The sequence below is a fragment of the Pseudoalteromonas luteoviolacea genome, assembly GCF_018100925.1.
Classification (GTDB): Bacteria; Pseudomonadota; Gammaproteobacteria; order Enterobacterales; family Alteromonadaceae; genus Pseudoalteromonas; species Pseudoalteromonas obscura.
Map to the genome: position 1 here is coordinate 94,700 of NZ_JAGJEH010000012.1, position 13,051 is coordinate 107,750.

Sequence of the window (13,051 nt, forward strand, 5' to 3'; positions counted from 1 at the left end):
GTGGAGAACAAGGTTGCGTATTTTAGGTATTGAATCTTCTTGTGATGAAACTGGTATTGCAATTTATGATGATGAGCAGGGATTACTTGCGCATCAATTATATAGTCAGGTAAAGGTACATGCGGATTATGGTGGTGTAGTGCCTGAGCTTGCTTCTCGGGATCATGTCCGCAAAACGATTCCGCTGATTGAAGCGGCGTTTAAACAGGCTGGATGTGGCCCGGATTCTCTAGACGGCATCGCGTATACAGCGGGTCCCGGGTTGGTCGGCGCGCTCCTCGTTGGTACATCTATTGGACGCTCTTTGGCATTTGGTTGGAATATTCCCGCGGTGGCAGTACACCACATGGAAGGCCATTTACTAGCGCCTATGTTAGAAGATGAAAAGCCAGAATTTCCATTTGTGGCATTGCTTGTCTCAGGCGGTCACACCATGATGGTTAAAGTTGCCGGAATTGGAGAGTATGAAATTTTAGGTGAGTCGGTTGATGATGCAGCTGGGGAAGCATTTGATAAAACGGCCAAGCTACTGGGGTTGGATTACCCTGGAGGCCCTCTTTTAGCTAAATTAGCAACACAAGGCACAGCTGACAGGTTTGTATTTCCAAGGCCAATGACTGATAGGCCTGGTTTAGACTTTAGCTTCAGCGGTCTTAAAACAGCAGCGGCAAACACCATTAAAAATGAAGGCGACGATATACAGACTAAGGCTGATATTGCTCACGCTTTTCAAAGTGCCGTGATTGATACGCTAGCAATTAAGTGCAAACGCGCCCTAAAACAAACGGGTATAAAACGCCTTGTTATTGCTGGAGGTGTGAGCGCAAATGTGGAGTTGAGAACCAAGCTTGAACGTATGATGCAAGGGATGAAAGGGCGGGTCTATTATCCTCGCACTGAGTTTTGTACTGATAATGGCGCGATGATAGCTTTTGCTGGTATGCAACGTCTGAAAGCTGGTCATACAGCACCATTAGATATGAAAACACAGCCTCGCTGGCCACTGGATAGTTTACCGGCAATCTCTTAATCTTTTTTAGGTGTTTTCTTACCGACTTTAGGCTCCTTTCCTTGCAGGAGCCTACTTATATTTGCTCGATGTCTGAAGATAATCAAAACCGTTAAAAAAGCTACTGGCAATGTATACTGGGGTTTAATGAACCATGTATAGAATGGTGCAGTGATAACAGTGACTATGGCAGCAAGAGAAGAGTAGCGAAATGCCCAAAGTACAAGCAGCCAGGTTAAAATAAGCAGCCCAGCTAATGACACACCGATTGGCAGTAGTGCGCCAAATGCGGTGGCGACGGCCTTGCCACCATTGAAGTGAAAAAAAATCGGGTAAATGTGGCCAAGGCAAGCACTGACTGCAACCGCACCAAGCCAAACTGGCTCGATGTTTAAAAAGTAAGCGCCCCAAACAGGGATAGTCCCTTTTAATACGTCAAAAATAAGTACAAGTGCTGCGGGGAGTTTACCGCCTATGCGCAAAACGTTAGTGGCTCCAGGGTTATTGGAGCCAGAAAAGCGAGGATCGGGTAGTCTAAACATCCTCGAAATCAAAATCGCAGAGGAAATCGATCCAAATAAATAAGCACAAATACACATTAATATGACTAACACAAGCTTCCTTATTTTTTATTGCTTTGTTTTGGGCTATGATCGCGATTCTTTTTACCCGGCCTAAATTATTGCGCCGACCCATATTAGTCATGCTAGGAGTATACATGGACAAGGTCTATATCTCGCAATTGCACGTCGAGACCATAATAGGAGTTTACGACTTTGAGAAAGAAAGTAAACAGAGCCTTTATTTTGATATTGAAATGTCTACAGATATTACCCCAGCAGCGCAGACAGATGACATCAACCTTACAGTTGATTACGCAAAGGTAAGCGAACGTGTAATCACTTTATCAGAAACAACACAAGTAGAGCTTTTAGAAACGTTATTGGAAAAGTTAGCTGCAATGATATTAACTGAGTTTGCAGTGAGTGACGTTCGAATTAAAGTCAGCAAACCTGCTGCAGTCGCACAGGCAAAGACTGTCGGCATTGAAATTTATCGGAAAAAGTAGCATGGCAGAAATATACATTAGCATTGGCTCCAATGTTGATAGAGAACGACATTTTAAAAATGGGCTTGCAGCTCTGATAGATCATTTTCCCAACTACAAACACTCCAATGTTTATGAGAGTGAGCCAGTAGGTTTTAATGGCCGGAATTTCTATAATTCGGTATTTGCAGCAAACACCAAAATGGGTGTAGAACAAGTTTGCAAATTACTAAAGAAAATTGAGCGTGATAATGGTCGAACGCCTGGAGATAAGAAATTCAGCCCACGAACTTTGGATTTGGATCTGCTGCTGTATGATGACCTAATTTGTGAGCAACCCGCCCAGCTGCCACGGGATGAGATCTCTAAAAATGCATTTGTATTGTTGCCATTATCCGAAGTTGGTGGTCACGTCACACTGCCAACAACTGGTGAAAGCATATCTTCTCTATGGGAAAACTATCATAATCCGAACCAAAAACTATGGAAAGTGGAGCTGTAACTGATATGAGCATTATTGAAATTATTGTTTTAGCGTTAATTCAGGGTCTAACTGAGTTTTTGCCAATATCAAGTTCTGCGCACTTGATATTACCATCGCAAGTATTTGGGTGGCAGGATCAAGGTCTTGCTTTTGATGTGGCCGTTCATGTCGGCACGTTATTCGCGGTCATTATTTACTTCCGAAAAGAAGTTGCAGAGATCCTGGCCGCTTGGTTTAAATCATTTGGCAGTCAGGGGACAACAGATGACAGTAAGCTAGGGTGGTTTATTTTGCTCGCGACGTTACCTTCACTGATCATTGGCTATTTTGCGAAAGATTTTGTGGAAGAGTACTCGAGAAATGCTTGGATCATTGCGGGCACGACTATCGGTTTTGGTTTGTTACTTTGGTACGCAGATAAAACGGCTAAGCAAATAAAAACGATTTATCAAATAAACTGGTTTATGGCGTTATGTATTGGTCTCTCTCAGGTCATTGCAATGTTGCTTCCTGGAACGTCGCGCTCTGGAATAACAATGACGATTGGATTAATGATGGGCCTTAACAAACAAAGTGCGGCACGTTTTTCTTTCTTAATGTCAATCCCGGTTATTGCCGCTGCAGGCAGTTATTTGACCTATAAGCTAATCTCAGAGGGAGATGAGTTTAATGTTTCAGACATTGTTACTGGAGCGGTTCTGTCATTTTTCGCTGCCTATGCATGTATTCACTTTTTCTTAAAGGTCATCGAGAAAATGGGTATGTTGCCGTTCGTTATCTATCGATTGGCGCTTGGTGCTTTCTTAGTGATTTATTTATCAATGTAAAAGATAGAGCGGGAGATCCCCGCTCTTTTTTACTCAAGTAATGAGAGATTTTTCATAGACGACAACTTCCGCGTTCCCTAGTGGGTCGCTATGAACGGTAGTTGTCACGTATTCTAAGCCTATTTTTTTCATAATGTTTATCGAACCGCTATTGTCTTCAAGTGCAATCGCCGTCAACTTGTTTGCGCAGTGGTGCTCAGTTAGCGCGCCAGCGATCTGCATTGCGGCTTCTGTAGCGTAGCCCCGTCCCCAACTCGATTGCATAAACCGCCAACCTATTTCTAAGTTAGAGTCATCTCTTTGCTCAGTAAAAAAGTCCATTGGTCGTACCAAAATCCAACCGATAAATTCATTGTTATCTGTTAAGAAGCAGCCCCATAACCCCCAGCCTTTTTCTGCATTGGTGAACTGATTGAGTCGGGGTATGAAGATCGTGTCTATATCTTCTTGTGAAGTGACTTTGCCACCGTTGATGAACTGCATCACTTTTGGGTCTTGGTCTAATTTAAAGAGTAGGTGACTATCGGCAGGGGTGAGGAGCCGATATTTGAGTCTGTTTGATTGATTAACCTTCATAATAATAGCTTTATCCTTTTATTGTCAGACTTGGTACAATGGCCTGTCGTTTTATTTGGGAGATTATTTTGGGCAATTCTGTATTGGCACTGCGCACGCAGCAAATTTCTGAGTCGAAAAGAGAGTTTAAAGCTCGCGGCTCTAAACTAGCTCGCTGTGAGACATGTTTGTTAGCTGAACCTCTATGTATTTGTGCTGGGGTGAAGCAAGCTCAGTGCGCCAGTGCTGTATGTTTATTAATGTATCACAACGAGAGCTTTAAGCCATCAAATACAGGGCGTTTGATCGCAGATATTGTGCCTGATAATCATGCTTTTAGGTGGGACAGAACCGAGCCAGACAGCGCTTTAATTGCTCTATTAGAAAACCCACAATATCAACCTATCATTGTTTTTCCCAAAGACAATGTCGAGCCTCAACGCGTGATTAAAAAAGTGCACCGCGAAGCGACAAAAAAGCCACTGTATATTTTTCTAGATGGTACTTGGCGCGAAGCAAAAAAAATGTTCAGAAAAAGCCCTTATCTCGATAAGTTTCCGGTGTTGTCAATATCACCACAGAGCATGTCAAATTATAAGTTACGAGTTGCTCCCCACGAACATCAGCTGGGCACAGCAGAGGTGGCATGTATTGTTTTGGCCGAAAATGGTGAATCTGAAGCTGCTGAGAATCTCACTGAGCACTTTATAGATTTTAGAGATGCGTATTTAAGAGGAAAGCGTAGTAAGTTCATTGAAGCATAAAGCAAACACGAAGATAGCGCGACTCTTTCGAGCCGCGCTTGACGGAATCTTCTAAACAGCATCCTGCTATGTTGAGTAACTCAACTCCCTAATTCATTTCCATACAATTCGCTTGGTGTTTTGGTTCTGCGAATTATTGCGCATCCTGCACATATCCACTTGGGCTTTCCTAACCCCATCCTAAGTTGCATCAATACATCCAATGTTTGATATTACCCTGCAATCATTCCTTATGGGCCACTCCATTACCCTATCCAACTCCATTAAGTCCTGACATCCTGATTTTGTGAACATCCCTACTTAAATATTTGCGTCCTGCAAATACATCATAATCCTAGTTCCATGCTCCAGAAAGGGATCCAATCCATGTGGTGCTTACCACATCCTTTTTCCTTGCGACGTCTCTCCCTTAAAGACAGTTACAGTATATGCAGCTTTGTGCTTTAAAACATTGCCTTGAAGATTATGAAAAAAGGTCTATGTTCTATTTAATAATTAAAAATTATTAAATAACAATAGGTTCCTAATTTGAGGGCAGCTAAATCTAGTGTAGATTACTCGATTTCTACATACAGAGTGAGACATGTCTTACATATAAATTGTCTTTATACGGCAATAATAATTTGAGTCACTCACCTCAGTGGGATGTAATTTATGTATAATCGCGTTAGAATCAGTTGATAATAATAATTGTTTGGATTTGGAGCCTTCATGAAACGAGCTATCGCCACAATATTGACCGCTGTGACTTGTATGCCAGCCTTCGCTGCGGATGAAGTAAATATCTACTCATTTCGCCAACCATTTTTAATTCAGCCTATCCTTGATGATTTCACTAAGCAAACAGGGATTAAAACGAATGTTGTTTTTGCAAAAAAAGGTTTAATTGAGCGTGTGAAGCGTGAAGGGAAACACTCTCGCGCGGATTTGGTTTTGACTTCTAACTTTAGCGCAATGATCCAATTAGAAGACTTAGGTCTAACTCAAAAAATTGCCAGTAAAAAAGTAGAAGGCAATATTCCAGCTTCATTTAGAGATCCTGAAGGTCAGTGGGTCGCATTAACTAAGCGAGTGCGTAATGTTTACTCTTCTAAGTCACGTTTAGGCAAATTGGAATCTCTTAGCTACGAAGAGTTGGCAGATCCTAAATTTAAAGGAAAAATTTGTACTCGCTCTGGTAAGCACCCTTATAACTTAGGTCTTGTAGCCTCGATGATAGCTCATCACGGTGAAACTGAAACAAAAGAGTGGTTGGTGGGTGTTAAAAATAACTTGGCACGCAAGCCCCAAGGTAATGACCGTGCACAAGTCAAAGCAGTGAAGGAAGGACTGTGTGATGTTGCCCTAGGTAACAGCTACTACTTTGGCAAAATGATGACAGATGACAAACAAAAATCTTGGGCTGACTCTGTTTACATCAACTTTCCTAACCAAAAAAATCGCGGTTCTCACTTAAATGTGTCGGGTGTGGTCTTAACCAAGTATGCAAAAAATAAAGAAAATGCCTTGAAACTCATAGAGTTTATGACGGACAATAAGGCTCAAAACATGTATGCATCGACGAATATGGAATATCCGGTTAAGCCGGGCGTCGAATTATCTAAAATGGTAGCTTCTTGGGGAGCGTTTAAGGAAGACAGCTTGCCACTTGCTGAAATTAGTAAATACCGTCCATTAGCGCTTAAGCTAATCGATGAGGTAAAATTTGACCTTTAATGCAGCTAAAAAATAAACTGTCGAATTGGCAGATAACAGCGTGGGTGATAGGTATTTGCCTGTCCACCCCGCTGGCGTTTCTCATTTTTGAATCATTGCAAGGAGAGTCGGAAGTATTCTCACACCTGTGGAATACAGTTCTGTGGGACTATATCAGCAACACTGTTTGGCTTATTGCCGGTGTGCTGCTGCTCAGTGCGCTGATCGCGCTGCCTCTTGGTTGGTTGACCGCTTATTGCCATTTTCCCGGCAAACGTATCTTCGAGTGGGCATTAATGCTGCCGCTTGCAATGCCGACCTATATTATCGCTTATGTCTATACTGATATGCTCGATTATGCAGGCCCTGTACAAATCTTTCTAAGAGACTTGTTTGGATGGTCAAGCCCCGACGACTATTGGTTTTTTGATATACGTACCTTACCCGGTGCGATTGTCATGATAGCTTTAGTTCTTTACCCTTATTTGTATTTGATTTTTAAAACAGCTTTGAGAGAGCAATCTTTTAAACTAGTGCAAGCGAGTCAATTAATGGGGTTATCCCCATTTCAAAGCTTTTTAAAAGTCAGCTTACCTTTGTCTCGAGGAGCCATAGTTGCCGCGCTCGCGTTGATAAGTATGGAGACCATGGCAGACTTCGCTACGGTACACTACTTTGCTGTGAGCACGTTAACAACCGCTGTATATGATACTTGGCTTGGTTATTATTCACTGACGGCTGCTGCGAAAATATCGGGCATTATGTTGCTGTTTTTGTTTGTAGCGTTGACCTTAGAAAAAATGAGCCGCAAAAGTAATGTGGTGCATGAACGTCAAAGCAGTGTGAACGATACGAGTTTATACGAACTCAGCGGCAAAAGTGGGTGGCTGGCTACCACGTTTTGTAGTTTAGTTTTAATATTGGCGTTTTTTATTCCTGTAGGCGTACTGTTCTCTTATGCCATAGACTATTTCGATCAAGCTTGGAATGACGCGTTTTTTAATTATGCATGGCAAAGCCTAAAAATTAGTTTTTATGTCAGTTGTATTGCTATTCTACTCAGTATTCTTGTGGTTTTTTATCAAAGAGTGGGTGACCAAAAATCAAAAGGTGTACCTGGGAAAGTTGCAAGTATGGGCTATGCCTTACCTGGCACTGTGTTGGCTATTGCCGTATTACTACCATTAACTTTGTTTGATGACTACCTAAACCAATGGTTTAGTGGTACGAGCTTTGAACCTGGTTTATTACTGAGCGGTACTATTTTTGCGATGGTATTTGCCTATGTGGTGCGTTTTTATGCGATTGCACATGGTGCTGTAGAGGCAAGTTTTGTTCGGATTAGTCCAAGCATCGATATGGCCAGTGCGTCGCTAGGTAAAAACAATTTACAAACACTTGGTCGTGTTCACATACCATTGCTTAAGCGAGGCATTTTAACGGCTGGGTTATTGGTCTTCATTGAGTGTATGAAAGAACTACCAGCGGCCCTGCTACTCAGGCCATTTAATTTTGAAACCTTAGCGACACATGTGTTTCAATTTGTCAGCGATGAGCAATTAGAACTCGCTTCTATTTCAGCGTTGTTTATTGTGCTGGTTGGATTAATCCCCCTTTATTTAGTGAACCGCTCAATGGAGCAACAAACATAATGCACAGTCTTTCAATTGAATCATTGCAATATAGCTATGACGGACACGCCGTTATTGATAACCTTGACCTGCAAGTCAAAGAGAATGAAATTGTCTGTTTACTCGGTGCCAGTGGTTGCGGTAAAACCACCACTTTGAAGGCAATCGCGGGTTTGATCAGGCCGCAAAAAGGCGTGATCCGTATCGGTCAAAAGCAGGTTAATGGGGAAAGAGAGTTTGTCGCACCGCAGCATCGCAATGTAGGTATGATGTTTCAGGATTATGCGCTGTTCCCACACTTAACGGTTGCTCAAAACGTTGCGTTTGGTTTGAGTAAGTTAAGCCGAGCCGAAAAACAATCTCGTGTAGATGAGATGCTTGAGCTTGTTCACTTGGGAGAGTACGCAAAGCGATTTCCTCACGAACTCTCTGGTGGTCAACAGCAGCGTGTAGCGATAGCAAGAGCGTTGGCTTATAGGCCTAGCCTTTTACTGTTAGATGAGCCTTTTTCTAACATAGATGCGCAAGTCCGGTTTCAGTTGATAAGCGATATACGGAGCATTATCAAAGATCAAAAAGTATCAGCGATTTTTGTCAGTCACTCCAAAGATGAAGCTTTTGCTTTTTCTGACCGCCTTGCGATTATGCACCAAGGTAAAATCGCGCAGTTAGGTTGTCCAACCGAGCTATTTCAACAACCGAAAAATCAGACTGTGGCAGAGTTTTTAGGGCGAGGAATATACTTGGACGCGACACATTCTGGAAATGGTTCTTTCCAAACGCAATTCGGACTGGTCGACTCTTTAACACAACAACAAAATGACCAAAATAAAGGGAAAATCTTTGTTAGACCGAGTCATATTGAATTGTACAATACCGACAGTGGCGAGATAAAAGTAAATCAAGAGAGGTTTGTAGGTACAGAGTATTTATACGCCATCGAGCTTCAAGGTCAGCAGTTGGAAATTGCTAAACCAGCTGACAATCCTTTAGATTTGTCTAAACCTATCTCTTTAAAAATTAAGCCTCATGCGGTAAATTTCTTTTCTTAGAACGAATAACGATAGGGAAAAGGTATGGCCCAGCCGCAATCGGGGATCTGTGCAGAAGCAAACTTGCATGGCTTACACTTATTCTTCAATGTACTTGAAGGGCAAGATGAAGCTGTGCGAGAGGCGCTTGCTCAGGCAGGGCGACTCCAAGATGAGTTGAGCGACAGGTTTTCAGAGTCTATGCTTAGCAGTTTTGTTGCGATTGGCGCTCAGTATTGGCCGCATATATATCCTGAGTTTATTCCGCCTGAGTTAAAGAGTTTTCCACATATTAAGTCCGCAGATCACCTAATTCATAGTCAGCCATTTGATCTGCTTTATGTGATCCGTTCTGATAGAGAAGATGTAAATCATTTATTTGCTCAAAGTGTATTACACATGCTTTCAGGTAGTGTAGAGCTTGTTGCGCATGTCCGAGGCTTCCGCTTTTTAGATGGCCGTAACTTCAATGGTTTTATTTACGCCAGTGAGTCGCCTCATGGCCGCTTCAAACGCAAAGTGGCTTTAGTTGATAACCCTAATGGCTTAGATCATCAAGGTAGTTATATCCATATTCAAAGAGTTAAGTTCGATTTGGCTCGATGGCAGCAACTAGCGATTACTGAGCAAGAAGCATTGATGGGGCGTACGCGTCTAGACAATAATTTAATTGAACCTCGAGTTGCATTTAGTCACGCAAGTCGCGCTGAGCTTAAAGATGCACAAGGTCTCGTACTGTTGCTTGATCAAAGTATGCCATTTGGTGATGTGTTTGAGCAGGGAAGTATCAATCTAAGTTGTGCAGCTCACGGCAACGCATTTGAAACAGTATTGATGAGTCGATTTGGCTTATTGTCGGGGCATGATTGTTACGATCCACTGTTGGATTACTCGGAAGCGGATATGGGGGCGTCTTTCTTTGCACCATCTTTGCAGTTTTTAACTGAGATGGCGCAAATCATGAGTGGAGACTAGGTTTTATACATTATCGAATAAGGTTTTTACTTTTTCTAATGTTGCATCTATCTCAGAGACTTTCGCAGGCGCAATAAAAATTGTGTCGTCGCCAGCAATAGTGCCTAGGACACCGTCTGCACTGCCTAAAGAGTCTAGCAAGCGAGCGATTAGCTGAGCAGCACCAGGACTAGTTCTGATAATGATCATCATTTCATTGTGCATGATGTCAATGACGAGCTGTCGCAGGGGACTCTTCGCTGTGGGTACACCCATTTCAGCTGGTAGGCAATAAACCATTTCTTGTTTAGCATTTCTTGTTCGGACAGCACCAAATTTACTCAGCATTCTAGACACTTTACTTTGACTGATATTGTCAAAGCCTTGGTCTTTTAGCGCATCAACGATTTCGCCTTGAGAACCGAAATTTTCCTCTCTTAAAAGTGCTTTAAAGGCTTTCACTAAGGCTTCTTGTTTGTCTTGCGCTTGCATATACATCTCTTCTTTCAATTTTGGTTGCCCGATTTTACACAAATCATCTCAGTTACCCAAATTTTAACGCTGGAGTTATTTTCATGGAGTATCGTAAAGACAAATTGCAAAAAGTTGTCTCTTGTTTACAACTATAGTCGAAAAAATCTCGAAAATAATGCGGATTAATTTGTCTTTACTCGCGCTTTTCATTATCTTTACTGCACACTAAATTCTTACCTTCAATATATGGAGAATTATAATGAAAGTTGCTGTATTAGGTGCCGCTGGTGGTATCGGTCAAGCGTTGTCACTTCTGCTTAAAAACGGTTTACCTGCGGGCTCTGAGCTAGCACTATATGATGTTGCACCAGTTGTTCCTGGTGTTGCCGTTGATCTTTCTCACATCCCAACAGCTGTTAATGTAGCTGGCTACGGAAAAGACGATTTAGACCCAGCACTAGCTGGTGCTGATATTGTATTGATCCCTGCTGGTATGCCACGTAAGCCAGGCATGGACCGTGCGGATCTATTCAATGTAAACGCGAGTATCGTTAGAACTCTAGCTGAAGGTATCGTAAAGAACTGTCCTAAAGCGTTCGTTGGCATCATCACAAACCCTGTAAACGGCACTGTACCAATCGTACGTGAAGTGTTCAAGAAAGCGGGTACATATGATGCTGCGCGCGTCTTCGGTGTAACAACACTTGACGTTATCCGTGCTGAAACTTTCATCGCTGAGCTAAAAGGCCTAGACGTATCAGAAGTTAAAGTACCAGTTATCGGTGGTCACTCAGGCACGACTATCCTACCTCTACTTTCTCAAGTTGAAGGTGTGGAATTCACTGATGAAGAAGTTGCTTCTCTTACTAAACGTATTCAAAACGCTGGTACAGAAGTGGTTGAAGCTAAAGCGGGCGGTGGTTCTGCAACGCTTTCAATGGGTGCTGCCGCAGCACGTTTTTGTTTCTCACTTGTTAAAGGTTTACAAGGCGAAGAAAACGTATTTGAGTACGCTTATGTTGAAGGTAACACTGGCGACGCTGAGTTCTTCGCACAGCCAATTCGTTTAGGTAAAAACGGTGTTGAAGAGCTACTACCTTACGGTGAGCTAAGCGCATTTGAGCAAAAAGCAAAAGACGACATGCTTGCTACTCTTGAAAAAGACATCAAAGAAGGTGTTGATTTCATGGCTTAATGCCAAGTTGTCATACTGATTATAAAAAGCTGCTTAATAAGCAGCTTTTTTGTTTTTGGTGAGCAGGAGTGATCTTATCAAGAGGTTCCTTAAGCAACCAAAAAAACCGGCAAGTTGCCGGTTTTTCTTTGATTAAATATGGATATTTAGTGCAGGATACGTGCTCTTATGGTGCCTTCAACAGCACTGAGTTCTTTCAAAGCAACTTCAGAATGGTCACTATCAACATCAATAACAACGTAACCTATACAGTCATCTGTTTGCAGGTATTGCGCAGCGATATTTATACCGTGTTGCGCAAACGCTTGGTTGATTTGAGTCAGTACGCCAGGTCTGTTTTCATGAACATGTAACAAGCGGCTGCGATTTGACAGCTCAGGCAGGGATACTTCAGGAAAGTTCACCGCGGTAACTGTCGAGCCGTTGTCAGAATATTTAGTCAGCTTTCCAGCAACTTCAATACCGATATTCTCTTGGGCTTCTTGTGTTGAACCACCAACATGCGGCGTAAGGATTACATTATCAAACTCCCTGAGAGGAGAGGTGAACTCTTCATCGTTTGATTTAGGCTCTACAGGAAAAACATCGATGGCAGCGCCCGCTAGTTTTTCATGTTGCAGCGCCTCTGCCAGCGCGTCAATATCTACGACGGTTCCGCGCGACGCATTGATTAAAATAGCCCCTTGCTTCATGACTTCAATTTCAGCCATGCCAATGAGATTTTTAGTCTGTGGAGTTTCTGGGACATGTAAACTGATCACGTCAGCACGTTGTAATAGCTGAGTTAAGTTTTGCACTTGTTGTGCGTTACCTAGTGTGAGCTTATCCTCGATGTCATAAAACTCTACTTTCATGCCAATATTTTCAGCCATGATCCCCAACTGAGTGCCGATATGGCCGTAACCAATGATGCCTAAGGTTTTACCTCGTGCTTCAAATGAGCCAATGGCTGATTTAAACCACTGGCCTCGGTGCGCCATGGCATTTCGTTTTGGAATACCGCGAAGTAGTAACAGAATTTCACCTAACACTAACTCTGCAACTGAACGAGTATTTGAGAACGGGGCATTAAAGACCGCAATACCAAGCCGTTTAGCGGCTTCCAAGTTCACTTGATTGGTGCCAATGCAAAAACACCCCACGGCAACAAGCTTCTCAGCGGCATTTAGGACTGCTTCACTTAAGTGCGTTCGCGAGCGTATACCGACAAAATGAACATGCTTAATACGCTCAATTAATTCACTTTCAGGTAACGATGTCTTAAGGTATTCGATATTGCTATACCCATTGCGCTTCAAAGTTTCAACCGCACTTTGATGCACGCCTTCTAACAATAAAATTTTAATCTTATCTTTGGACAAAGATACCTTACTCATGACTCATT

General features: G+C 42.5%; 14 protein-coding genes. 10 read left to right on the plus strand and 4 right to left on the minus strand.

Annotated elements, in window-relative coordinates:
- Positions 1 to 13: 13 nt before the first annotated feature.
- Complete coding sequence (tsaD, locus tag J8M00_RS22605) at positions 14 to 1,030, plus strand: tRNA (adenosine(37)-N6)-threonylcarbamoyltransferase complex transferase subunit TsaD (RefSeq protein ID WP_211012726.1); 1,017 nt, start codon at positions 14 to 16, stop codon at positions 1,028 to 1,030.
- Here the strand turns inward: tsaD and plsY are convergent.
- On the minus strand, positions 1,027 to 1,623 hold the full coding sequence (gene plsY, locus J8M00_RS22610; RefSeq protein WP_211012727.1) for a glycerol-3-phosphate 1-O-acyltransferase PlsY: 597 nt from the start codon (positions 1,621 to 1,623) through the stop codon (positions 1,027 to 1,029). The genes tsaD and plsY overlap by 4 nt on opposite strands.
- A gap of 104 nt (positions 1,624 to 1,727) precedes the next feature.
- On the opposite strand from plsY, the gene folB reads away from it, so the two are divergent.
- From folB to J8M00_RS22625, 3 genes are read left to right on the plus strand one after another with little or no spacing between them, the layout of a single operon-like run.
- Positions 1,728 to 2,078 carry a dihydroneopterin aldolase gene (gene folB, locus J8M00_RS22615; protein WP_211012728.1) on the plus strand — a complete coding sequence of 117 codons (351 nt, stop codon included), beginning with the start codon at positions 1,728 to 1,730 and terminating at the stop codon, positions 2,076 to 2,078.
- Position 2,079: 1 nt separating this feature from the next.
- Positions 2,080 to 2,559 carry a 2-amino-4-hydroxy-6-hydroxymethyldihydropteridine diphosphokinase gene (gene folK, locus J8M00_RS22620; protein WP_211012729.1) on the plus strand — a complete coding sequence of 160 codons (480 nt, stop codon included), beginning with the start codon at positions 2,080 to 2,082 and terminating at the stop codon, positions 2,557 to 2,559.
- Positions 2,560 to 2,564: 5 nt separating this feature from the next.
- Entirely contained in the window at positions 2,565 to 3,368 is an 804-nt protein-coding gene (locus J8M00_RS22625) for an undecaprenyl-diphosphate phosphatase (protein WP_211012730.1), read from the plus strand.
- A 33-nt stretch (positions 3,369 to 3,401) separates the two neighbouring features.
- Here the strand turns inward: J8M00_RS22625 and J8M00_RS22630 are convergent, their stop codons facing one another.
- Positions 3,402 to 3,944: a GNAT family N-acetyltransferase gene (locus J8M00_RS22630; protein ID WP_211012731.1), complete on the minus strand. Its 543-nt coding sequence runs from the start codon at positions 3,942 to 3,944 to the stop codon at positions 3,402 to 3,404.
- A gap of 68 nt (positions 3,945 to 4,012) precedes the next feature.
- Here J8M00_RS22630 and J8M00_RS22635 point away from each other — a divergent pair, with 68 nt between their 5' ends.
- From J8M00_RS22635 to J8M00_RS22655, 5 genes are all read left to right on the plus strand, one after another.
- Positions 4,013 to 4,687 (plus strand): tRNA-uridine aminocarboxypropyltransferase, encoded by a 675-nt coding sequence (locus J8M00_RS22635; RefSeq protein WP_282099839.1) that lies wholly within the window; start codon positions 4,013 to 4,015, stop codon positions 4,685 to 4,687.
- A gap of 711 nt (positions 4,688 to 5,398) precedes the next feature.
- Positions 5,399 to 6,403, plus strand: a complete 1,005-nt coding sequence (locus J8M00_RS22640; RefSeq protein ID WP_211012733.1) for a Fe(3+) ABC transporter substrate-binding protein — start codon at positions 5,399 to 5,401, stop codon at positions 6,401 to 6,403.
- On the plus strand, positions 6,403 to 8,034 hold the full coding sequence (locus J8M00_RS22645; protein WP_211012734.1) for an ABC transporter permease: 1,632 nt from the start codon (positions 6,403 to 6,405) through the stop codon (positions 8,032 to 8,034). Before J8M00_RS22640 ends, J8M00_RS22645 begins: the two co-directional genes overlap by 1 nt.
- Entirely contained in the window at positions 8,034 to 9,065 is a 1,032-nt protein-coding gene (locus J8M00_RS22650) for an ABC transporter ATP-binding protein (protein ID WP_211012735.1), read from the plus strand. The genes J8M00_RS22645 and J8M00_RS22650 overlap by 1 nt, the downstream gene beginning before the upstream one ends.
- 24 nt (positions 9,066 to 9,089) lie before the next feature.
- Complete coding sequence (locus J8M00_RS22655) at positions 9,090 to 10,019, plus strand: Dyp-type peroxidase (RefSeq protein WP_211012736.1); 930 nt, start codon at positions 9,090 to 9,092, stop codon at positions 10,017 to 10,019.
- Between the two features lie 3 nt (positions 10,020 to 10,022).
- Here the strand turns inward: J8M00_RS22655 and argR are convergent, their stop codons facing one another.
- The gene (gene argR, locus J8M00_RS22660; RefSeq protein ID WP_023399537.1) at positions 10,023 to 10,490 is read right to left on the minus strand and encodes a transcriptional regulator ArgR; all 468 of its coding nucleotides are present in this window, start codon (positions 10,488 to 10,490) and stop codon (positions 10,023 to 10,025) included.
- Positions 10,491 to 10,731: 241 nt separating this feature from the next.
- On the opposite strand from argR, the gene mdh reads away from it, so the two are divergent.
- The gene (mdh, locus tag J8M00_RS22665; RefSeq protein WP_211012737.1) at positions 10,732 to 11,667 is read left to right on the plus strand and encodes a malate dehydrogenase; all 936 of its coding nucleotides are present in this window, start codon (positions 10,732 to 10,734) and stop codon (positions 11,665 to 11,667) included.
- Between the two features lie 146 nt (positions 11,668 to 11,813).
- Here mdh and serA read toward each other — a convergent pair whose 3' ends face one another.
- A complete protein-coding gene (serA, locus tag J8M00_RS22670) occupies positions 11,814 to 13,043 on the minus strand; it encodes a phosphoglycerate dehydrogenase (protein WP_211012738.1) in 1,230 nt (409 codons plus the stop codon).
- Positions 13,044 to 13,051: the final 8 nt, after the last annotated feature.